At 41.3% G+C, this 22,622-nt stretch carries 18 protein-coding genes; 15 read left to right on the plus strand and 3 right to left on the minus strand.

The features are described from left to right. Positions 1-83: 83 nt before the first annotated feature. From mnmG to clpP, 5 genes are all read left to right on the plus strand, one after another. Positions 84-2,009: a tRNA uridine-5-carboxymethylaminomethyl(34) synthesis enzyme MnmG gene (gene mnmG, locus CRI9333_RS13815; protein ID WP_015203778.1), complete on the plus strand. Its 1,926-nt coding sequence runs from the start codon at positions 84-86 to the stop codon at positions 2,007-2,009. A 207-nt stretch (positions 2,010-2,216) separates the two neighbouring features. Beyond that, positions 2,217-3,314, plus strand: coding sequence for a hypothetical protein (locus CRI9333_RS24980; RefSeq protein ID WP_015203779.1), 1,098 nt, complete (start codon positions 2,217-2,219; stop codon positions 3,312-3,314). 51 nt (positions 3,315-3,365) lie between these two features. Then, entirely contained in the window at positions 3,366-3,935 is a 570-nt protein-coding gene (locus CRI9333_RS13825) for a TIGR04376 family protein (protein ID WP_015203780.1), read from the plus strand. Positions 3,936-4,073: 138 nt separating this feature from the next. Beyond that, positions 4,074-5,921 (plus strand): Rqc2 family fibronectin-binding protein, encoded by a 1,848-nt coding sequence (locus CRI9333_RS13830; protein ID WP_015203781.1) that lies wholly within the window; start codon positions 4,074-4,076, stop codon positions 5,919-5,921. Positions 5,922-6,663: 742 nt separating this feature from the next. Further along, a complete protein-coding gene (clpP, locus tag CRI9333_RS13835; protein WP_015203783.1) occupies positions 6,664-7,272 on the plus strand; it encodes an ATP-dependent Clp endopeptidase proteolytic subunit ClpP in 609 nt (202 codons plus the stop codon). Between the two features lie 137 nt (positions 7,273-7,409). Here the strand turns inward: clpP and CRI9333_RS13840 are convergent, their stop codons facing one another. Beyond that, entirely contained in the window at positions 7,410-8,228 is an 819-nt protein-coding gene (locus CRI9333_RS13840; protein WP_015203784.1) for a hypothetical protein, read from the minus strand. 749 nt (positions 8,229-8,977) lie between these two features. On the opposite strand from CRI9333_RS13840, the gene CRI9333_RS13850 reads away from it, so the two are divergent. The 5 genes from CRI9333_RS13850 (at position 8,978) to argB (ending at position 14,749) form a co-directional block, all read left to right on the plus strand. Next, a complete protein-coding gene (locus tag CRI9333_RS13850; protein ID WP_015203786.1) occupies positions 8,978-11,248 on the plus strand; it encodes a ribonuclease R family protein in 2,271 nt (756 codons plus the stop codon). Between the two features lie 305 nt (positions 11,249-11,553). Further along, on the plus strand, positions 11,554-12,201 hold the full coding sequence (locus tag CRI9333_RS13855; RefSeq protein ID WP_041226667.1) for a flavin prenyltransferase UbiX: 648 nt from the start codon (positions 11,554-11,556) through the stop codon (positions 12,199-12,201). Between the two features lie 195 nt (positions 12,202-12,396). Further along, on the plus strand, positions 12,397-13,083 hold the full coding sequence (locus tag CRI9333_RS13860) for a LapA family protein (protein ID WP_015203788.1): 687 nt from the start codon (positions 12,397-12,399) through the stop codon (positions 13,081-13,083). A 34-nt stretch (positions 13,084-13,117) separates the two neighbouring features. After that, complete coding sequence (locus CRI9333_RS13865) at positions 13,118-13,672, plus strand: shikimate kinase (protein WP_015203789.1); 555 nt, start codon at positions 13,118-13,120, stop codon at positions 13,670-13,672. A 183-nt stretch (positions 13,673-13,855) separates the two neighbouring features. Next, positions 13,856-14,749: an acetylglutamate kinase gene (argB, locus tag CRI9333_RS13870; RefSeq protein ID WP_015203790.1), complete on the plus strand. Its 894-nt coding sequence runs from the start codon at positions 13,856-13,858 to the stop codon at positions 14,747-14,749. Positions 14,750-14,771: 22 nt separating this feature from the next. Here argB and CRI9333_RS13875 read toward each other — a convergent pair whose 3' ends face one another. Further along, a complete protein-coding gene (locus CRI9333_RS13875; RefSeq protein WP_015203791.1) occupies positions 14,772-15,227 on the minus strand; it encodes a hypothetical protein in 456 nt (151 codons plus the stop codon). A gap of 177 nt (positions 15,228-15,404) precedes the next feature. Here CRI9333_RS13875 and bamD point away from each other — a divergent pair, with 177 nt between their 5' ends. The 4 genes from bamD (at position 15,405) to CRI9333_RS13895 (ending at position 19,059) form a co-directional block, all read left to right on the plus strand. Continuing rightward, positions 15,405-15,926, plus strand: coding sequence for an outer membrane protein assembly factor BamD (gene bamD, locus CRI9333_RS13880; protein WP_015203792.1), 522 nt, complete (start codon positions 15,405-15,407; stop codon positions 15,924-15,926). A gap of 108 nt (positions 15,927-16,034) precedes the next feature. Continuing rightward, a complete protein-coding gene (locus CRI9333_RS13885; RefSeq protein WP_015203793.1) occupies positions 16,035-16,886 on the plus strand; it encodes a DUF3153 domain-containing protein in 852 nt (283 codons plus the stop codon). Between the two features lie 179 nt (positions 16,887-17,065). Then, entirely contained in the window at positions 17,066-18,835 is a 1,770-nt protein-coding gene (locus CRI9333_RS13890) for a S8 family peptidase (protein ID WP_015203794.1), read from the plus strand. After that, the gene (locus CRI9333_RS13895) at positions 18,832-19,059 is read left to right on the plus strand and encodes a hypothetical protein (protein ID WP_015203795.1); all 228 of its coding nucleotides are present in this window, start codon (positions 18,832-18,834) and stop codon (positions 19,057-19,059) included. The genes CRI9333_RS13890 and CRI9333_RS13895 overlap by 4 nt, the downstream gene beginning before the upstream one ends. Before the next feature lie 200 nt (positions 19,060-19,259). Here the strand turns inward: CRI9333_RS13895 and CRI9333_RS13900 are convergent, their stop codons facing one another. Further along, positions 19,260-19,523 (minus strand): hypothetical protein, encoded by a 264-nt coding sequence (locus CRI9333_RS13900; RefSeq protein ID WP_051035390.1) that lies wholly within the window; start codon positions 19,521-19,523, stop codon positions 19,260-19,262. 570 nt (positions 19,524-20,093) lie between these two features. Between CRI9333_RS13900 and CRI9333_RS13905 the strand changes: the two genes are divergently transcribed. Next, positions 20,094-22,613, plus strand: coding sequence for a CHAT domain-containing protein (locus CRI9333_RS13905; RefSeq protein ID WP_015203797.1), 2,520 nt, complete (start codon positions 20,094-20,096; stop codon positions 22,611-22,613). Positions 22,614-22,622 lie beyond the last annotated feature (9 nt).

Here is a 22,622-nt window from a genome sequence, read left to right on the forward strand (position 1 = left end):
CCCAATTGCAGGTGTTTATTAAAGCTAATCGCTATTTTAACCGCTAGGATTAATGATGAGTCCTTGTTACTCATACGTTGAATATGACCCTGCAAACGCCCGTAGAATTTATAGACGCATTTGATGTTGTTGTAGTTGGTGCTGGACACGCTGGTTGTGAAGCAGCACTAGCTATAGCACGGCTTGGCTGCCGTACTCTGCTCCTTACCCTGAATTTAGATAAAATTGCTTGGCAACCTTGTAATCCGGCAGTTGGTGGCCCTGCTAAGTCCCAGTTAACCCATGAAGTTGATGCACTGGGAGGGGAAATCGGGAAAGTGAGCGATCGCACTTACCTCCAGAAACGAGTGCTAAACTCCTCACGGGGGCCAGCAGTTTGGGCGTTACGGGCGCAGACGGATAAACGCGAATATGCGGCGGTAATGAAGGGAATTGTCGAAAATCAGGAGAACTTGACAATCCGCGAAAGCATGGTGACAGATTTAATTTTGGGCGCTAATGATGAAGTGATTGGCGTGCAAACTTATTTCGGTGTCGCGTTTCAGTGCAAGGCGGTAATCTTAACTACTGGTACTTTCTTGGGTGGGCGTATCTGGGTTGGTAATAAATCAATGGCAGCAGGACGCGCAGGGGAGTTTGCTGCGGTAGGGTTAACGGAAACCCTGAATAAATTAGGTTTTGAAACCGGAAGACTGAAAACCGGAACTCCAGCGCGGGTAGATAAGCGGTCTGTAGATTATAGTCAAATGGAACCGCAACCAGGGGATGAACAGGTAAAATGGTTTAGTTTTGACCCTGAAGTTTGGGTAGAACGGGAACAATTACCTTGTTATCTCACCCGTACAACTGCGGAAACTCATCGCTTAATTAGGGAAAATTTGCATCTGTCCCCAGTTTATGGCGGTTGGGTGGACGCGAAAGGACCGCGTTATTGCCCCAGTATTGAAGATAAAATTGTGCGCTTTGCAGATAAGGAAAGCCACCAAATTTTTATCGAACCGGAAGGGCGCGATATTCCAGAACTTTATATCCAAGGTTTTTCGACAGGACTACCAGAAAATTTACAACTGCAAATGCTGCGTAGTCTCCCTGGTTTAGAAAAGTGCGAGATGTTACGTCCAGCTTATGCGGTTGAATATGATTATTTACCCGCAACTCAGTGTTATCCCACGCTGATGACTAAGAAAGTTGAGGGTTTATTCTGTGCTGGACAAATTAACGGTACAACCGGATATGAAGAAGCAGCAGCACAAGGACTGGTAGCGGGTATTAATGCTGCTAGGTTTGCACGTGGTCAAGAAATGGTTATTTTCCCACGCGAGCAAAGTTATCTTGGTACATTGGTTGATGACTTGTGTACTAAAGATTTACGGGAACCTTATCGGATGTTAACTAGCCGTTCTGAGTATCGGTTATTATTGCGTTCTGATAATGCGGATCAACGTTTAACGCCTGTAGGTCGGGAAATAGGGTTAATTGATGACCGTCGCTGGGAATTGTTTAGCAGTAAGCAAGAAAATATTGTTGCAGAAAAAGAACGGCTGCACACGAGACGAATTAAGGAACATGAGGAAATAGGAATTGCGATCGCATCTGATACCAATCAAGTGATCAAAGGATCAATTACACTAGCTGAATTGCTACGTCGCCCAGGTGTGCATTACATTGACCTAGAACGTCATGGACTAGGGAATCCCGCCCTTAACTCTGTGGAAAAAGAAGGCGCGGAAATAGAAATCAAATATTCTGGATATCTGCAACGGCAGCAAAACCAGATTGACCTAGTTAGCCGCCAAACTAACCGACAACTGCCACCAGACCTAGATTACGCCAGTATTGATACCCTATCTAAAGAAGCCCGTGAAAAACTGGCTAAAGTTAAGCCACTAACCGTAGGTCAAGCTGCTAGAATTGGCGGTGTTAACCCAGCCGACATCAATGCTTTACTGGTGTATTTAGAACTGCGCTATCGCCAAAAGTCATCGGAAGTTTCAGGAGTGTTGGCTTAATTTAACAATTACTCCCTTCCCACTAAAAGATTACTACTCGTATTCTTCTTCTTCCTTGGCGTTCTTTGCGTCTTGGCGGTTATAAAAATAGGTATTCTTTAGACGGGAAGGGAGTAATTAGGCAATTAAGAATTAGTATTGGCTGTAGCTAATACTAATTTGTTTTAAAAGGTATTCTTAATTCTATAGCCGATTAGTGAGCAACCTATGTCTCAGGATGTCCAAACCAACAAGCAAACTGAAGATCCTTATTCCGATAAAATTCCTCTAGAACGCTCGTCCGTTGAGGATCATGCAGATCAATTAATGGATGAGTTGTTTTCAGAAATTGACCGGATTCTGGATGGTGGCAGTAAGTTTTCTACGGAGACAGCACAACCAGAGTATGTTTCTTTGCAGCCTCTAAAAATGCCTGAAATGTCACCGCCAGAAGCGACTGTGACACCTGATGAACAGCCAAAAACACAGCTAACACAGGAACAGGGAAATACATCTAGTGCTGCACCTCAATCTCTAACTAAAAAGTCAAATACTGAGGAAAAAAATACCCGCGACCCTAAGAATGCGAGGTACGGTAATTGGTTTGAGAAAATCCTATTAAGTTTAAGCTTTGCCTCTTTGTTAGCATTTGCAGTTTTATGGTTAGTTAGCCAGAAAAAGTTAAACTTGCAATTCGGGCAGCAATATAGTAATGCTCCAAGTACTCAGCCTCAAATATCACAGTCAGATGCTAAGTTTATAGAATATATGCAGCGATCGCTCTTAACAATTGATCGCAAAGCTCAAGCAAGCAAACAACAATCAACAGCTACCCAGCCAAATTCTAACCAATCCCCAATACCTGCTAACGCTAATGTCGCTACAGTTCCTAGCAGAACCACAAAAGTAATCGAAAAAGTATACATTCCTGTCTATCCACCACAAACATCAACTCTCCTAACACCTTCACCCACCGTCAGCCCATCCTCCCCACAAGCACGGACAGCTACTGGATCTATTAAACAGCCTCCCCCACTACCACGAGTAGCGGGATCTCCTCCAGCAGTAGCCCCACCACCAACAAATAGATCACCATCAAAAAGCTGGATACCCACAACAGCAGGAAATAAATTTACCTTAGTTGGATTAGTAGAGCGCACAAAGCGCCCTGCTGCCTTAATTCAAATTAAAGGTGTCACTCAAAGAATTTATCAAGGTCAAACTATTGGCGACAGTAATTGGACCTTAGTTGCTGTTGCCGAGCAGGAAGCAATTTTCAAGCGTAATGGAGAAGTAAAATCTGTTTACGTTGGGCAAAAGTTTTGAATAATTAACAATGACCAATGACCAATAATACTGACTTAAGGAGTCCCTGCTGTGGGGTTATTTGATGATATCAACCGTTTTTTAGAAAGTAGATTAGAGGAATTTTTACGCAATAATCCCCATTTAGAATTGCAGGCGCTAGAAGAACAGTTACGGCAGCAAGAGGAAGATACTCTGCGGCTAATTGTAGACTCACAAGCGCAAGAAAAGCGGGTGCAAGAGGAAATTCTCTCTACAGCCCAAGAAATCCAACGCTGGCATGAACGAGTTAATAAGGCAAAGACAGCAGGAAGACTTGATTTAGCCTCTTCGGCCCAAGAAAGAGAAGCAGCCTTGTTGCGTCAAGGTAATCAACTTTGGGGAAAAATGCAAGGACTTAAAGAGCGAATTGATAAAGCCAAGGAACTACAACGTCAAATATATATTCGTCGTCAAGAGGTAGGAGCCAAAGCCAAGCAAGCTCAAGCAGAGCGTGCTACTCAAACTAAAGTTACAGAAAATACGGGTTGGAATTTTCCTGCTAGTGATAGCACTTCTAGTGGGGCAGATGCCTTAGAAGAAAAATTTATGCGTTGGGAAATTGATCATGATTTAGAGAACTTGAAGCGCAATTTGCAATAAGTGTCTATCCGAAAAATAGAAAATATCTGCATTTATCTGCGTTTATCTGCGGTTAAAATCTCAGAATAAGCTAATCGCGTCTGGATAGTGCCAAAATGAGAATCTTGCTGCCAAAACTCACAATTGCCAGAGAATAAATTGCAACAAGTTGACTTCACCACCCTAACTGCTACTTGTAGTGAGTTGCGCTCCTTATGGGTTCCAGCGCGACTCGAACAAGTGTATCAGCGCGATCGCTACACTATTTCATTAGGGTTACGCACTCTCAAACGCCGAGGTTGGTTAACCATTTCCTGGCATCCCCAAGCCGCGCGTATTTGTATTGCCGATCCACCACCCCGCACACCTGATACTTTTACTTTTAGCCAACAGTTGCGCCATCAACTGGGTGGTTTCGCTTTAATAGGTATAGAAGCGATCGCACCTTGGGAGCGTGTAATAGATTTACAATTTGCCCGTCGCCCTGGAGAACCTCCTATTTGGCATCTGTACGTCGAAATTATGGGTAAGTATAGTAACGTAATTTTGACTGGAACAGATAATCTCATTGTCACTACCGCTCATCAAGTAAATTCTCAGCAATCTACTGTTCGGACAATTCAAACTGGGCAACCCTACGAGCTTCCGCCCTCGTTAACCGATCCCATGCCTAGCTTAAGCGAATCCTTTGAACGCTGGCAAGAACGAGTGAGTCTTATTCCAGGGCGCTTGGTTAGTCGGATAGTAAAAAGTTATCGCGGTTTGAGCTCATTGCTAGTTACCTCAATGGTAAAAGCTGCTAACCTTGATCCCGATCAATCTACTACTACTTTAGATACATCTGATTGGAACCGCTTATTTATTTATTGGCAAAAATGGCTGCAAGCTATAGAAGCAACGCAGGGGAGTAGGGGAGCAGAGGAGCAGAGGGGCACAGGGGCAGAGGAGCAAACAGAATTTGAGTTAATACCAAATTCTCAACTCCAAAACTCACATCAATTTCAGCCAGGTTTTACCACTGATGGATACAACGTACTTGGGTGGGGTGTAATTAAGCCAGTTGAGACAGTACAAGAATTAATCAACCGCTACTACACTAATCAAGTAAATCAACAACAATTTGCCCAACTACGCCATCAACTCAGTCAGAAACTCAGCAATATTCTCGCCAAATTGCGTCAGAAAGCAAATACTTTTGAAGAACGCTTGCACCAATCAGATCACGCAGATCAATACAAACAACAAGCTGATTTGCTGATGGCTAATCTGAGTGAATGGCAACCTGGGATGAATGCGATCGCACTTCCTGATTTTGAAACCGCTCAACCAGTTAACATCCCCCTAGAGCCAGAAAAAAATGCCATCCAAAATGCCCAAGCACGCTATAAACGTCACCAGAAATTAAAACGCGCTCGTGCTGCGGTTGAGCCATTATTAACAGAAGTTAAAGCCGAAATTCAGTATATCGAACAAGTCGCATCTAGCTTATCTCAGTTGGATGCCTACAAAATTACAGAAGATTTAAAAACCCTAGAAGAAATTCGAGAAGAGCTAATTGCACAGAAATATCTCGAATCTCCAGATCAACGTAGTCGTACAGAAACAGATGTTTCTAAACCTTACTCTTATCGTACACCTACTGGCTTTGAAGTATTAATTGGGCGCAATAACCGCCAAAACGATCAACTAACCTTTCGCGTTGCTTCTGACTATGATTTGTGGTTTCACACCCAGGAAATCCCTAGTAGTCATGTGCTAATGCGTCTCGAACCTGGTACTGTAGCAGAAGAAGTTGATTTACAGTTTGTTGCAGATCTCACCGCCTACTATAGCCAGGGTCGTCAAAGTGACCAAGTACCCGTTGTATATACAGAACCCAAGCACGTCTATAAACCTAAAGGTGCTAAACCAGGAATGGCTATATATAAGCAAGAGCGGATTATATGGGGTAGTCCACAGCGAGGCTTCACCTATCTGATGGAAGATCTAGCATCTTTAACAAAGTAAATTTTTTTGTATTTTCTGTTACAATAAACTTAACGAAATTTAACTTACTGCCCGTGTGGGAACGTGCAGTTGGTGTTTCCTCCAACGACAACAAAATAAAAAAGCATTTTTAGACCATCTGAAGCGCAGATGGTCTTTTTGTTCCAGCCCTCTCTGCGACCAGAGCACCTATTAAATAAAACTTAATATTTATCAATCGCAGGTTATTTTCTCGGAAAAATTATAAAAAAGCGACTTCCACAAGAATAATTGTTACAGCGATAAGGCAATAGCCTAACAACGGAAATAACTTTCTCAATCATCCCTTGACGTTTGGAACGAGAAACATTATCAGAACCGCATCTAGGGCATTTATGTGAAAGAGATAACATTGCTATACCCATAATTGTTAAATTTGAATTTAATTGATTATTAAAATAATTATCACTTATAAAAGTTTTTGTCTGTTTGCTACATCACATACTGTATTTATATAAGGCAAAAATAGCTACCCAGAAGGAACACGCCTCAAAAATGCGGGTATGTGCGGAATTAGTGTACAAATTTTCTTATTCTTAATTGAACATTTTTACTTCCTCTGCCTCCTCTGCAAAGGAAAACACAGTAACAACGGAAGAACCCTTTTTGCTGACCTACCTCGATGAGATGCTGCTAGTTGCCGCGAAAATGCCAATTACAAGCAAAATCTCTATAGTCGCTACAATCAAAGAAAAAACCGACTCACTCTTTCTTGCTCAATGCTATGATTCCAACCGTTATAGAACAATCTGGTCGTGGCGAACGCGCCTTTGACATTTACTCCCGACTACTACGGGAGCGCATTATCTTTCTGGGACAACAAGTAGATGCAGATTTGGCAAACTTAATTGTTGCCCAGTTGCTTTTTCTAGAAGCAGAAGATCCAGAGAAGGATATCTATCTTTACATCAATTCCCCTGGTGGTTCTGTAAGTGCTGGCATGGGAATTTTTGATACCATGAATCAAATTCGCCCAGATATATCCACCATTTGTGTTGGACTAGCAGCAAGTATGGGAGCTTTCTTGCTTAGTGCTGGTGCAAAAGGCAAGCGGATGAGTCTACCTCATTCCCGGATCATGATCCATCAACCGCTTGGTGGCGCTCAGGGACAAGCAACTGACATTGAGATTCAAGCTAAAGAAATTCTTTACCACAAGCGCAGATTAAATGAGTTTCTCGCTCAACATACTGGTCAACCTTTAGAGAAGATTGAAGAAGATACTGAGCGCGACTTTTTCATGTCAGCAGAGGAATCAAAAAACTATGGTTTAATCGACCAAGTAATTGATCGTCGTCCCTCAGCTACCCGTATACCCCTAGTAGTTGGGTAAACCCAGATATCGCAGCAGTTTATACTCTTGCGGAGCTTTTAGTCTACTCGTTCCCAGGTTCAACCTGGGAACAGGATTAGGAGGCTCTGCCTCCTAGTTGTTGAGAATGCTACAACAGGTGACACAACCTAAGTAAGTTAAACCTCGTCATCGGGAGTAGGCTGTAATTCTAAGTAATTAAGAAATTCCTGAAGTTCTTGGTCAGTCAATTCAGAGCGAATTTTCTTGTTGTATTTGGCAAGTAGATAATCTACTCCTCGCTGCTTCGTCCAGCCTAAACGCTTAAGTTCAATATTAGATCTGGCAACCATCTCCGAAAAATCTATTACGCCGCTAGTTAAGGGTGTATTCCTAACATCTGCTACAAGTTCAACCTGGGGATAATCGTCTCCAGACGTTAGTGACGAAATTGGAGTATCTTTATTTGTTGGTGGTACGACTGTTGAAGTTGATAAGGGAATATTTTCTTCCGTAGAAGCTTCTACCTCCGTATTGGAAAAATCATCGCTCAACGGATCATTACTTTGTTCTAACGAAATCGCTGTATCTGATGTATCTGTTGAAGAAAAATTGAGTTTTGAAGTAGATATATCCTCAGAATTAACTTGAGAAAACGTGGTTAGCTCTGAAATTTGAGCAGGTTGAGGCAATTTTTCTTCTCTAAAGGGGATTTGAGGAGTAGGAGTAGAAGTTAGTGGTGCTGTTAAATCAGCAGGGATAGTTTGGGGTTGCTGTTGCTTTGTTTCCGCAGTGGCTAATATACCTAAAACTGCTAAAGCTCTAGTTCTAGCTTGGTCTTCTGCGTTTTCAACAGTGTCAGCAGCAGCTAAACCTGTCGCTAGAGTCACTCCCTCAACTTCAACTAATGCTCTAACTACATACTTACCGTGATCGATAGTAAGTAGCTCACTAATCAGGCAACCTTTGGGATAACTAATTCGGAATTGACTAAACATAAACACCGTTTGACTAAAACAAAATTTATTTGCAGTTTGTTGAAACTCCGCATCCACTAGGGGATGCGGATTCTTAGGTCAAAGAAAGCCTAACGACTTTTTCCCTAAAATTAGTGAGATTTTTTCTATTCAAAAAATTAGGTTGTTTTGAGGAAACTTGTTTTCTCAAAGTACACCCAGAAACTACAATAGTTACAGACTGTCTATTTTAACTCACTGCCATCTTGACTTACCGCAGCCAGCAAGTGATCGAGAGCGGTTCTTCACCAGTATAGGGCAGTGTGTAAAAGTGCATGATTGTTGTCGGTGTTGCTAATAACAGGCTTCGCTTCGCGCTGCACCAGTTGTTTGCTGCACCACTAGCTACATTTCCTCAGTTACTATTCGGGATAGCTGGAAGCACAACAAGCAATATAGCTCTGGAATAGTTAGTTGTGTGAGGTGCAATTGGGTCGCTGAAACACTTGTGCATGAAGGCACTGATTTCATGCTGGGTGCTGACACTAAGAGGCATCACCTTGGGTTCGGTGTTACTTCAGGCAAGTATGGCGAGGCAGATGCAGGACAGTTGTTAGTTGATATCGAAAATATATGCTCCATGCTCGGCGGCAAGCTTTAATTGACGCTCTCTACAATCTCGTCGCGGAGAGCGGAAATACTCTAGAGACCGAGTGTGGCGTATTACCAAAAGTAAAAAGATCTGGTTACAGCAAAGTAATCGTTTTAGGGGCGGAGGCTAAGGAAGCTGCATGGAATTTTCAATCGCTACACTACTTTCTAATTTTACTGGTGACAAGTTAGTGGCACCCAAAGCATTAGAAAAAAAACTTGGTTGCGAAGATGAGGAAAACCTGGAAAAACTGGAGATTATCTTAGATACTCTGGAAAAAGTGGGGATTTTGGTAAAAGAGCGTGGGAAGTATCGGCGTGTTTATGAAGATGACGTAGTTGAGGCGAAGCTGCGCTGTTCAAGTAAAGGATTTTGCTTTGCGATTCAAGATGCAGAGCAAGCTGAGGATATTTATATTCGAGAAAGCCATTTGAGTAATGCTTGGAATGGCGATCGCGTACTTGTTAAAGTTACTAAAGAAGGCAGTCGCCGTCGTAGTCCTGAAGGGGAAGTTAGGCTGATTTTAGAGCGAGCTAATCCTTCGGTTCTAGCACGAGTTAGGCAAACCGATTCAGGTTATCGAGCCGTTCCTCTTGATGATCGACTATTGTTTGAATTAGCTCTCAAAACGAATAGCGAAAACTTAGAAGAAGCTATAGACCATCTAGTTCATGTAGAAGTTCTCCGATATCCTTTAGGACAAAACCCACCAGTTGGGAAAGTGGCTCGTGTTCTCGGTAGCGACGCTGAAGAGGCGGCTGATACTGACATTGTTTGTTGCAAGCATGATTTGCGTCGCTTCTTTAGTGAAAATGTCTTGAAAGCGGCGGAAGGTTTGCCTAAAGCTATCAGTAAAAAAGACAAAAATCAGCGTCTAGATCTACGCAATCTTTTAACTGTTGCTTTTGCTGAAAATAGCTTAGTTGATGGGCAATCTGGAATTATCGAAAATGCACTTAGTTTAGAAAAAACTGATACTGGACAATGGCGTTTAGGCGTTCACATTACCGATACTACACCCTACGTTTTACCCGATGAACCAATCGATCTAGAAGCAAAAAGGCGCGGTACAGCAGTATATTTAGGGCAAACTCTGCTGCCTCTGCTGCCCGATGCTGTGATTGCTCAATGTTCTTTAGAGCCAGGGCAAGAGCGACTTGCTATTTCAGTATTACTGACATTAGATGAGGGTGGTCAAATTGTCGAGTTTGAAATTCAACCTACGATTATTCAAGTTGATCATCAATTGAGTTATCAACAAGCGCAGTCAATGTTGGGAAGTCCTCAAGAAGAACACCCAGAAATGACAGCCGTATTGGAAATACTCAACAACTTATTTTTTACAGTAGCCCCAATGCTGAGAGTGCATCGGTTAGGGCGGGGTGCTTTTGAAGTAAATCTGCCGGAAGCTAATTTACCATATCAAGATGAAGGCAGAATTGGCACGGTAGTTGTTTCTGGTTTACCGATTAACTCTCTATTAGCAGAGTTGATGATTTTAGCAAATCTTGCTGTGGCTTCTCATCTGCAATCGCTATCTGTGCCTAGCATATATTGTGTACAAAAAGCACCAGATCCAGAAGAGATTCAGGATTTACTGAAGTTGGGTAACAATTTGGGGCTAAATCTTAACTTACAAGAAGAAGAAGTAGTACTGCCCTCAGATTTCCAAAGCTTTACCCAAATGTTTGCTGAATCATCAGCAACAAGAGTGTTGAATTACTTGTTGAAGTCAACTTTAAAGCCAGCTAACTACAGCACGAGACCAGGATTTCACTTTGGTTTAGCTTTGGGAATGGGAGATCCACCAAGCGCAGCATATACGCACTGTATATCTCCTCTGCGGCGCTATGCGGATTTATTGATTCAAAGAGTGTTGCATATGCTGTTTGAAAAAGGTCGCGATCGCCGTTCTACCCGTTCTAAAGATCCAGTGAATCTGTATCATAGTAGCTCTCACGGTAATGTTAATTGGAATGTTTTACCACCAACCATCCATGAAGAGTTAGAGATCCAGTTATCATCAATGATTACTCATCTTAATGAGCGTGAAAAACTGGCATACGATGCGGAAGCTGATTTAGAAGGACTACAGAAAGCTGAACTGATGAAAGAACGGACTGGTGAAGTTTTCAAAGGTTTGATTACTGGAGTTCAGTCTTATGGTTTCTTTGTGGAAATTGAAGATTTGCTAGTGGAAGGATTGGTTCATGTTAGCTCCCTGAAGGATGATTGGTATGAGTTTCGTTCTCGCCATTCTTGTCTTGTAGGTCGAAAAAACCGCACTGCTTATCGACTAGGCGATCGCGTTGAAGTTGAAGTGAAAAGTGTAGATTATTATCGTCAACAGATTGATTTAGTAACTGTTAGCGGTGGTAGTGAAGCGAGTAATGAAGATTTGGAGGACTAATTTTTAGTAGCTGTGTTGCTGGGATGCGATACTCCTGCGGAGTCGCTACGCGATCGCGTCCCTTGTATTTCTTAAATAGTGCGGGCATCTTGCCCGCGTCTTGTTTGGCGTAAGCTCTATAAATTTAAGATTGGTTAATTAACCACAGATGTAGGCGTAGCCGTGCCGCAGGCTACACAGATAAATACTAAGATTAAATTTGTTTTTGATAAGTTTATTTATGAGCTTATTGCTGACAAATTTTATTTAATTCAATTGATTAGCGATCGCTCTTTGTGTCTGAAAATCAAAACTTAACACTCATAATGCCGCAAGACTATCCTACTGAACAATCAAGTCGCCCTCTAATATTAGGCGTTACGGGTGCTTCGGGTTTAATCTATGCTGTGCGTGCCTTGAAATTTTTATTAGAGGCAGAGTATACCATTGAGCTAGTTGCTTCCAAATCAACTTATATGGTTTGGCAGGCAGAGCAAGATATTCGTATGCCTGTAGAACCCGATCAACAAGAGCAGTTTTGGCGCGAGCAAGCTGGAGTAGACACTCAGGGTAAATTAAGATGCCATCGCTCAAGCGATGTTGGAGCTAATATTGCTAGTGGTTCGTTCCGTACACAAGGAATGCTGATTATGCCTTGTAGTATGAGTACTGTAGGAAAGTTAGCTGCTGGGTTAAGTTCTGATTTGTTAGAAAGGGCTGCTGATGTTCAACTCAAAGAAGGGCGTAAACTTGTAATTGTGCCGCGCGAAACTCCGTTTAGTTTAATTCATCTACGGAATTTAACTAGCTTGGCAGAAGTTGGGGTAAGAATTGTACCTGCAATTCCAGCATGGTATCACCAGCCCAAAACAATTGAGGATTTAGTTGATTTTGTGGTGGCGCGTGCTTTAGATCAGTTCGATATTGATTGTATTCCAATTAATCGTTGGCAAGGTGGACATATTAAGCAATAGCCAAAATAGAGAAAGTATATTAAGAGCCTATCCGAAAAGTATTTTTAAGAGATTTTAGCCGCAGATAAACGCAGATATTTTATATAATTAATTATTTTTTGGATAGGCTCTAAGTAGCTGGGTAGAAATAAACCTAACATTAAGGTTGGTCATTGATCGTCGAAAAGCTTATTAACTCCTTACCCCTCACTTTTTATGCCTATAATTCAGATTTTGCTGCTATTTGTGCTGGTGGGTGGACTAAGTTTGTTGGTGTTGCAAAATTTGTCACCAGTGTTACCAATTGTGTTTTTAGGTATGAAAACACAGGCGCTTCCTGTGGCGACTTGGATTTTGGGCGCTTTAACTGCTGGTTTCTTTACCAGTTTGTGCTTACAATTTTTCAGTTATCTTCAAAGGCGATCGCTATTAGTGCGTATCCGTCAATTAGAAGCATCACCTTCCCCTGCTGCGGGTAAACGGCGTGAAACTGAGCCAACTGCTAGTCGCCATTACACACCACCGCCACCAGAAACGCCTATAAGTGACGATACATCTGAAGAATGGGATTCGGATTGGGAAGTTGAGGAAGCACCAGAAGATGACGATTGGGAGTTTGAGGAGGAACCTAAACCTCCTTCCCGACAGGACACTGTTATTCAAGAGTCTAGGGAATATGAAGTTAAACAAGAACCCAAAAGTCGCACGGTAACAGGATCAGTTTATTCTTACAATTATCGAGAGCCTAGCAGTTCCGGTGCTGGCAGAACTGAAGCAGTTTATGATGCCAATTATCGGGTGATTACTCCACCTTATCGTGATAGCGATAATCCTACTCGTGATACCTCAAATCAAGAAAAGGAAGACGATTGGGGATTTGATGATGACGAATTGGATGAATAATCAATTAACAATGACCAATTAACAGGAGGAAAAATTGTTAAACGGAGTTAACGTTTATTTAATTGGAATGATGGGCGCTGGTAAAACTACCGTAGGGCGCGAACTGTCAAATCAGCTAGGGTATCGCTTTTTTGATACTGATACTTTAATTGAACAAGTTGCTAGTCAAACCATTACCCAAATTTTTACTGATACTGGTGAAGAAGGTTTTAGGAAGCTAGAAAGCCAAGTACTATCAGAAATATCTGCTTATACCAAACTGGCAATTGCTACTGGTGGCGGTATTGTTTTAAAGCGGGAAAATTGGAGCTATTTGCATCACGGTTTAATAGTTTGGCTAGATGCTCCAGTAGAGTTACTCATAGAGCGTTTAGCACAAGATAACACTCGACCATTGCTGCAAGATGTTAATCCTGCTGAAAAACTGCAAAAGCTACTTGAACAACGGCAACGTCTTTACGCTCAAGCTGATATAAAAATTTCTATTGCTGCTAACGATACGCCTGAACAGCTAAGTAGACTCATAATTGAGTCTATTCCGCAAGTACTCAAACCTAAAGCTGTTTGTCCAGAAAATTCTAATAATTAAATATGTCTAAAATAATTTAAACTTTTTTATAAACCTTTGTCTGTAAGCATTGCTACGGCAAATATCACTGATTCGATGTAGTATAGAAGCGTTTTTGAAGATTTTGTTGGGTTGAGCGATAGTGAAACCCAACCTACCATTATCTACATTATGTGCAATTCATAGAACTTTCTAACAATACTTATGCTTAACAACAGCGAATACTTCATGCAAGAAGAAGCCACTCGTGTCAGAGTGTTGAGTGAGGCGCTTCCTTATATTCAACAATTTAGTGGTCGAACTGTGGTCGTTAAATACGGCGGCGCAGCGATGAAAGACAGCAATTTGAAAGACAAGGTAATGCGCGATATTGTCTTTTTGTCTTGTGTTGGTCTACGACCTGTGGTAGTACATGGTGGTGGTCCTGAAATTAATAGCTGGCTGGATAAGCTAGGAATTGAACCACAATTTAAAGATGGTCTACGAGTAACTGATGCTGCCACAATGGATGTTGTGGAGATGGTTTTAGTTGGTCGGGTAAATAAAGAAATTGTTTCTCTGATTAATCAAGCTGGTGGCTTGGCTGTAGGTATTTGTGGCAAAGATGGGAATTTAATCAAAGCCCGCCCAGAAGGTAGACAGGGTATAGGTTTTGTGGGTGAGGTAAATAGTATAGATATCAAATTATTGAATTCACTTATTAGCAGTGGTTATATCCCTGTAATTTCAAGCGTAGCAGCCGATGAAACAGGTCAAGCTTATAACATCAATGCTGATACGGTAGCTGGTGAACTGGCGGCGGCTTTAGGTGCAGAAAAGTTAATTTTGCTGACTGATACTGCGGGTATTTTAAAAGATTATAAAGACCCATCTACGCTACTTCCTAAAGTGGATATCCAAGAAGCGCGGGAGTTAATGAAGAGTGGTGTAGTTAGTGGTGGAATGATTCCTAAAGTAAGTTGTTGTGTGCGATCGCTTGCTCAAGGTGTTAAAGCTGCACACATTATTGATGGTCGTATTCCTCACTCACTTTTATTAGAAATATTTACTGATGCAGGTATTGGTTCAATGCTGGTTGCATCAGAGTTTATGTCCTAGATGAATGAGGGCTAACTTACTATTAAAATCCCATTCGTATCCGGCTACGGATGGGATAATTATATACGTTTGGGAATCCTCCATAATAAGGGCTGGGGTAAACTGGCTGATTGACAATTCTGGGGTTAACTAAAACAGAATCATAAATTTGTGAATTTATTAATGTGGGATTAATTAAAACCGAGTTTTGGATTGTCCCACTCAAAGGTACAGAATAATTAAAATTACAGTTGCCGTAGGAATTGTTCCCAAAATTTTGTAATCCTGTTACTGGGTTGACAGGCATAGGGGTGGGAATAGGACTGCCGTAAATATAGGAACTGGTTCCCTGATTACAGTTACCTTGCTGGACTATTAAAGGTATTGCCTCAACTGGGGATGTAACATTCAGTATTGCAACTCCTAGTATAAAAGCTGCTACTGAAGTTCTTGTAGTTAGATAAGGGTTATTACTCAGCCGATAGGGTATTTGAAACATGATTTTTTTTTAACAAAATGAATTATTTTTGAAAAAACTAGCTTTCCAATAATTAAATCTATCCTAAGCTAGATTGCTGGCTCTTAGGTAGCAAGTGATGGGTCAAATCCCGCTCTGATAGTAATCTGCTCAGATAAAATTTGAAGAAGCGATTATTGTAGACGTAAAAATACTAAGGTGAGTTCAGAAAATCTAGAGCAATTCCAAATTAATTATCAAGCTGGAAAAACTGCTTTTGAGCGGGGTGAGTATCGACAGGCGGTAGATGAATTTGAGGCAGCCAGCGCCTTAATAACTCCTAATTCGCGTCGAGGAGGAGAAGTTCATATTTGGTTAATTACCGCTTATGAAGCAACGGGACAAAGGGCAGATGCGATCGCAGTTTGTAAACAATTAGCACGTCACCCAGACCCAGAAACCCGTAAGCAAGCTAAAAACTTGCTTTATATCATGCAAGCCCCTGAGTTAAGCAGACGCGCCGACTGGTTGAGCGAAATTCCCGATCTCGCTAACTTACCTGACTCAGATGGTAAGTTTCGCCAAGGTAGTGCTGGTTCTAATTCTAATCGTCCTAAAAAACGCCCAGAACCAGAACCTATTGATCTTAGTCAAGTTAATACTAAGGACAATAAATTCATTTGGGTCGCTCTGACTGTTATTGGTTTAACACTTGGCGGCTTAGTTTGGTTTAGTCTGTAGTACTACATCAACGTATTTTTTGCAAAAGAGATCATTTTCTCAGTGGCAAACGCTTTATCATAAGGGATTGACCAGACAAGCTGAAATCGTGAGCGATTGGAGGTACTTGTGAAGCCAACAGTTTTAGCAACAAGAAAGAGCAAAGTTAACTTCATGGGGGTGATCAGCAGCGCCTTTGGTCGCTTGCGAGTAATATGGATGATGGTGTTGGCTGCTTTGTTGCTATCTGGCTGTGTCAAGTATGATGCAGGGATTAATGTTGAAAATCTGCATAACGGCGAGATTGTACAACATATTAAGTTAGGTGAACAACTCACCAGCTTTAGTAAGTCAACAGTACAGGAATACTTAGATAGTATTGAGCGTAGAGCAAGACGATTGGAAGGCAAAACTAAACGCTTATCCAAAGATGAAATGGTTGTTAATATTCCCTTTAATACTGGGGCAGAACTTGAATCAAAGTTCAATGAATTTTTCAACCCTAGTGTTAAAAAAGGTAATAAATCTCAGACTGTTGAAACTGTAGATTTACCGCAACTGGAATCTAAATTTAGATTAAAGCAAAGTAACTTGCTTTTATTTGTGCGGAATAAGCTGATTTATGACGTAGATTTGCGATCGCTCGGCGTTCTATCTTCAAATGGTAGCGTAATTGTTAGTCCTGGTTCGCTGTTTGATTTGGAGTTTAGCTTAAACACATCTGCAAAAGTAAAAAGCATTGAAAAATCTCCTAATGCTATTACTCCCGTAATTTCTGATGAAGGGCATAAGTTAGTATGGACACTCAAGCCTGGTGAATTGAACCATATTGAAGCAGTATTTTGGCTACCTAGTCCAATTGGAATTGGTGCGTTAGTAATTGCTTTGTTAGTAGTGGTGGGATTTTATATCAAGTACAACACCTTACCTGGAATGGATATGGGTGCTGTAAAGACCCAAGCTTGGCAAAAAGTCCAGTAGATATCTCTATAAATATATCGGGTTAGTTACCTATAACCCTTGTAGAGACGTGCTAGAGCGCGTCTCTACATTCATTTTTGGAGATGTCTGTTTGTTAAGTATTCTGCAATATTACCGACGAATTTTATTCTATTGAGTTATGGTGGTGATTACACTCTTTGCGACGGTAATTGCTTGCCATGAGAAGACTGTTAATTTTAAGTTTATTTATTTTAGGACTGGGTTTTGCTTTATTTAACTTTAAAGGTTTAGCAAATCAAGGAGATTTTAACTCGATTGTGCTGGACTTTAGGGAAGATGTGCCAGCAGAACAGATTAACGATCAGGTAAGTGCGATCGCACAACAGTATCAAGTTAGTCCTCGCCTCAATAGTGAATTTTCCGCAACGGATCATGTTTATATTGTGTCAGGCGATCGCACTCTTTTAAATACTCTCAAAAAATCTAATTTAGCTAAACAAACTGAATATATTGAACCAAATTATATTTATAAAGCCTTATATATACCCAACGATCCAGATTATGCCAAGCAGTGGAATTTACGCAGTATTAATGTAGAACAAGCTTGGGACGAAACAAAGGGAAATGGCATTACTGTCGCTGTAATTGATACAGGTGTTAGCCGTGTACCAGACTTAAAAGATACTAAGTTTGTTAAAGGTTACGACTTTGTTAACGATCAAATTCCTGCCGATGATGATAGCGGTCACGGTACTCACGTTGCAGGTACGATCGCCCAATCTACTAACAATAATTATGGTGTAGCAGGTATCGCCTACGAAGCCAGTATTATGCCTCTCAAAGTTCTCAGCGCAGGTGGTGGTGGTACAGTTGCGGATATTGCTGAAGCTATCCGCTTTGCTGCTGATAACGGCGCTGATGTAATTAACATGAGCTTGGGTGGTCGTGGTGAAAGTAACATCATGGAAGAAGCGATTAACTACGCCTACAGTAAAGGTGTTGTAGTCATCGCTGCTGCTGGTAACGAAAATAGTAGTTCAGTATCCTACCCAGCAAGATATGCTCACGTTATCGGTGTGGCAGCTTTAGATGCTGCGGGTGAAAAAGCACCTTATTCTAACTTTGGCGCTGGGGTTGATATCTCTGCCCCTGGTGGCAGTGAGACAGGTATGATTTTGCAAGACACCATTGATCCTGAAACTGGTGCATCAGCAATCATGGGATTTCAAGGTACTAGCATGGCAGCGCCTCACGTTGCTGGTGTTGCTGCATTAGTCAAAGCTGCTGGTATCACAGAACCAGAAGAAGTGCTGCGCGTCCTTAAGCAATCAGTGAGAGTTGTAAAAGATGACCCTCTTAATCAGTTTGGTGCTGGTCATTTAGACGCGGCGGCGGCGGTGAAATTAGCATTAAAAGGACAAATCAGCTTTAATGATTTCTTTCGCTGGTTACGGGATAACGGTTATCTTAATTTACGTTTTTGGATTGATGGTGGTGCAATATCACTTCTGCCTAAAATTGGCATGGTACTAGGTTCCTATCTACTAGCTTGGTTTTTACGAAATTATTTTCCCTTTGCTTGGAGTTGGTCACTTACAAGTGGGCTACTTGCAGGTAGTTCAGGATTATTTTTCCTGCGAAGCTTCTATATATTTGATCTTCCCCAGTGGCCTTTTAGAGTTATGGGCAGTTCTCTTCCTGAACTCGGTAACATCATTCAAGGAAGTAGCGTATTAAATCCCATCTTTGCTAGTGTGCTAATTCCCTTGCTACTCATAGCTTTATTACTAGGACATCCACAATTAAAGTGGTTCGCCATTGGTTCTACCCTGGGTGTAGCTTCCTGTTTAGCAGTGAGTGCTATAGTCTCACCAGCAGTTTGGGGGTTAGGTTCTGGCAATTTAGCTCGCCTGTTCCTAATTGCTAACGCCTTACTGTGTTATGGACTAGCGCGTTTAGCTTCTAAAGGAGAAGAAAAAATAGCATGAGTATCACTGTAACTGGAAGTATTGAAAAAAAAGGACTAGGGCCAGGGACTTGGGCTTTAGTCTCCGAAGGTGGCGAAACTTATGAACTTAAGGATGCACCATCTGACTTAAAGAAATCCAATTTAAAAGTCAAAGTTACAGGCGAAGTGCGAGATGATGTGATGACCTTCGCCATGATTGGTTCAGTTCTAGAAGTAAAATCATTTGAGGTGATTAGCGATTAGCTTTTAGTTATCAGCTATCAGTTGAAAGACAAATACTCAATTTTACCGTTTGAGAATTAAAGCGGTTTTAAACTGTGTGATGTTAATAAAAGCTGTAGGTGCGGGTTTTGGGGAAAGTTTATCAGTTTTGAGACATGAATAAACTCTCAACCCGCCCTTACGCCTTTTTGTATTACTGACTGCTGATAGCTGATAGCTACTTAACTAGCTGCTGCATCTACAACAGCTTGCAGTTTGCTTCTAAACTCACCTTTGGGATGACCACCTTTAACTTCACCTAAAATTTTAAATTCTCCTTCTGGAGAATCACAGATGAGATAAGTAGGCCATCCCATGCCTTCCTTGTCGGGATACTGTGTTAACAAAATTTTACGATACTTGCGATAAGTCGCCGTGTCCTGCATTTTGACATCAACAAATTGCAAACCCAGTTCTTCAGATACTTTCTGGTCATAAAAAGACATTTTGTGGCAAATGCCGCAGTCTTCTGAAGAAAACTTAATTACAGCCCGATCCGTCACTGGTATAATCTCCGAAATTGCTCTTATTTTTTTAGCTTACAAGAGCAGTTAGCAGGTTGGGCTAGTTGAAATAAGCTTGGGCTGATCGGACAAATCAGAAAAGCAAGTTACAATAAAAAAATCCCCAACTCAAAGCTGTGAGCCAGGGGATCTTAATCAGGGTGCATCTACCACTTCATTGTTCTAAGCTGGAACATCTCGATCCGGAAAAAATCAGCGTGATATTTATTTAAGTGCGCCATGCTCCTGCGGAGCCGCTTCGCGTTGGCGGTAGCCTACAGTCAGGCATAGCGACGACAGACAAGAAAAGTAAGGAGCATCGCACTGATTTAAAATAATTGCTCAACCACTCCTCACCCCTCATTTCCCTCACGCCTCACCCTAATTTACGAATAGCGCCCCTTTGAAAGTGGAAACTTTGAGTTACTTGTATCAATCTAGAAATAGAGGGGAATAATTTCTCGCTTAGGCAAAAACAGCCAAAGTTTCAGCAAGCAGGAGTAGCAGGTAATCGTGACGCAGGAATTTTATATCTCTGTAACTCCATTAGAAACCCAAGATCAATATTTGGTCAGAATAGAACGGGTTGCATCAGGGGTTCCCTTGGCTGAAGTCGAGGTCAATTGGGCTGTTGAAGAATGGTTAACTAACGCACGAAAACTGATGAATGACCCGTTATTCGGGTTGTTGGAGAGTAAGGACACTAGAGAAACGCAATCTTCTCTCAATCTAGTGGCGTTGGGTCAAGAACTTTACAATGCTTTATTTAAAGGTAGCTTGCGCGAGAGTTGGTTGATCGCGCAGGCGATCGCAGAAAATCAGCACTCAGTTTTGCGGTTGCATTTAGGTTTGAAAGGTTCACGTTTATCTCGCCTACCGTGGGAAGTTTTACACGCAGGCGATCGCCCTCTAGCAACACGAGCAGATGTAGCTTTTTCTCGCTATCAACTAAGTACCAGTTTAAAGCGCAATCCTCAATCCGCAGCTTATGAGGAAAATCAACCTATAAAAATATTAATGGTAATTGCTGCTCCTACTGACAAAGAAACTCTTAAGCTTAAACAAGAAGCTAATCATTTGCAGGCAGAACTGCGCGATAGCTCACCCCAGGATTCCCCCATAATTCAACTAACAATCTTAGAGCAACCAGGCAGAGAACAGTTAAGCATCGCCTTAGAACAAGGTCGATATCAAATTTTTCACTACGCAGGACACAGTAACTTAGGCGTTGCTGGTGGTGATTTATATTTAGTAAGTGCCAAAAGTGGTTTAAGTGAAGTCTTAAACGGAGATGATCTAGCAGGTTTGCTAGTAAATAATGGCGTACAATTAGCAGTTTTTAATTCTTGTCGTAGTGCTGATACCGCCACATCAGATCCTGCTGATAATGGCACAGAACAAAATTTAGTCCAAGCTTTAATTAAACGTGGTATCCCTAGCGTTTTAGCAATGGCAGAACGTATTCCTGATGAAGTTGCCTTAACGTTAACACGCTTGTTTTACCGTAATCTTAAGCAAGGTTATCCCATTGACCTCAGTTTAAGTAGAGCAAGACAAGGATTAATTTCTGCTTACGGTTCAAACCAATTATATTGGGCGTTGCCAGTTCTCTACTTACATCGTGACTTTAACGGTTTTCTAACTAATTATAATGATCCTACACAAATATCATCACGCCTATCATTAGCGGATTCTTTTGAGGATTTCCTAGCTTCGGAAGATGAAAAAGCTCTATTCACACCATCAAACAACTTTTTTCATTCTCATTTCTTAGATACTGACGATGATTTAATGTCATCTTTAGATGAATTAAGTGCCGATTATGAAGATGATTCAATCCCCGATATGTTTGAGGATATGGATAGTGGCAATTCAGATTATGAAGAAGATTTAGCTTTAGTTTCTGATTTATTTCAACAGTTATGCCAAGCGAATCCTACAACTGATGAACCAGTTGTAACTGTTTCTGATTCCGAGAATTTGTTACCCCAAGGTTCAGGTGTTCCACCTATATCAACAGTTTACCAAGGGTTGCCAGAAAATCCCCAATACCGTCGTTCTGCGCCAGCAGAGCAAAATCAGGGTAAAGTATTAACCCAACAGGAAACAGCAAATCAACCGTTAAATCATCCATCTTTAGAAAAACCGCTAGAAAATGTCAATTCTAATTCACTGAATTCTAAGTTGAATTCTTGGCGAAAGGGAAAGCGTTTTCCTGTATTACTACCAGTATTAACTGCGGCGGGTATTTGTGCGATCGCTATATCAGGTTTTTTGTTTTTACAAAATCGTCCGCCAAAACCTGGGGATTTGTTACCTGAGCAACTAGCTTTAATACCATCTCAGCAAAATAACACAAATATTAAACAGATTGATTTTCAAAAAACAAATACGCCTAATCTCGCCACACTCGCCATCGAAAAGTTCAGCCAGGGTGACTTGGTAATCGCTCAACAAGCAGTAACAGAATTACTAAATCGTAATGCTTTACCGCAAGCATCCGCCGCTTTGTCTCAAGTTCCTAAACAGCAACTAAATAACCCTGAAATTAGCTTTTTACGTGGAAGATTAGCTTGGCAATCAGCCGAAAAAGGTAGCAAAGATTTTAGTTTTGATGATGCACGTCGTTACTGGGAAATAGCCAAGAGAAACAAACCTAAATCTCCTCAATATTTAAATGCTTTAGGGTTTGCCTACTATAATGAAGGCAAATATGATTTGGCAAGTAAAGTGTGGTTTGATGCTCTCTACCTGAGTAAACCACAGCCAGCAACAGCAACTAACTCAAAAATTGAGAAAAATAACCATGAGGTCTTAAATACTTATGCAGGATTAGCATTAGTTTTAAGAAAATTGGCTTCATCGCAACCAGCAGAGAAACGTCAAAACTTTTTAAGCGAATCAATGAAACTACGCCAGCAGGTAATGAATACTGATCCAGTTCATTATCAACCAGAAGCTTTAAGTAAAGATTGGATCTGGTCTAAAAAAGCAATTCAAGACTGGAAATCACTATTAAAAATTAAATCGTAATGGCATTTT

The sequence above is a fragment of the Crinalium epipsammum PCC 9333 genome (assembly GCF_000317495.1).
Lineage (GTDB): Bacteria > Cyanobacteriota > Cyanobacteriia > Cyanobacteriales > PCC-9333 > Crinalium > Crinalium epipsammum.

Excerpts from the sequence above, each read along its gene's own strand:
- CRI9333_RS13875 (WP_015203791.1), bottom strand. The coding sequence starts at position 15,227 with ATGTTTCAAATACCCTATCGGCTGAGTAATAACCCTTATCTAACTACA.
- CRI9333_RS13895 (WP_015203795.1), top strand. The coding sequence starts at position 18,832 with ATGAGTATCACTGTAACTGGAAGTATTGAAAAAAAAGGACTAGGGCCA.
- CRI9333_RS13840 (WP_015203784.1), bottom strand. The coding sequence starts at position 8,228 with ATGTTTAGTCAATTCCGAATTAGTTATCCCAAAGGTTGCCTGATTAGT.
- CRI9333_RS13900 (WP_051035390.1), bottom strand. The coding sequence starts at position 19,523 with ATGTCTTTTTATGACCAGAAAGTATCTGAAGAACTGGGTTTGCAATTT.
- CRI9333_RS24980 (WP_015203779.1), top strand. The coding sequence starts at position 2,217 with ATGTCTCAGGATGTCCAAACCAACAAGCAAACTGAAGATCCTTATTCC.
- CRI9333_RS13855 (WP_041226667.1), top strand. The coding sequence starts at position 11,554 with ATGCCGCAAGACTATCCTACTGAACAATCAAGTCGCCCTCTAATATTA.
- mnmG (WP_015203778.1), top strand. The coding sequence starts at position 84 with ATGACCCTGCAAACGCCCGTAGAATTTATAGACGCATTTGATGTTGTT.
- CRI9333_RS13860 (WP_015203788.1), top strand. The coding sequence starts at position 12,397 with ATGCCTATAATTCAGATTTTGCTGCTATTTGTGCTGGTGGGTGGACTA.
- argB (WP_015203790.1), top strand. The coding sequence starts at position 13,856 with ATGCTTAACAACAGCGAATACTTCATGCAAGAAGAAGCCACTCGTGTC.
- CRI9333_RS13890 (WP_015203794.1), top strand. The coding sequence starts at position 17,066 with ATGAGAAGACTGTTAATTTTAAGTTTATTTATTTTAGGACTGGGTTTT.
- CRI9333_RS13850 (WP_015203786.1), top strand. The coding sequence starts at position 8,978 with ATGGAATTTTCAATCGCTACACTACTTTCTAATTTTACTGGTGACAAG.
- clpP (WP_015203783.1), top strand. The coding sequence starts at position 6,664 with ATGATTCCAACCGTTATAGAACAATCTGGTCGTGGCGAACGCGCCTTT.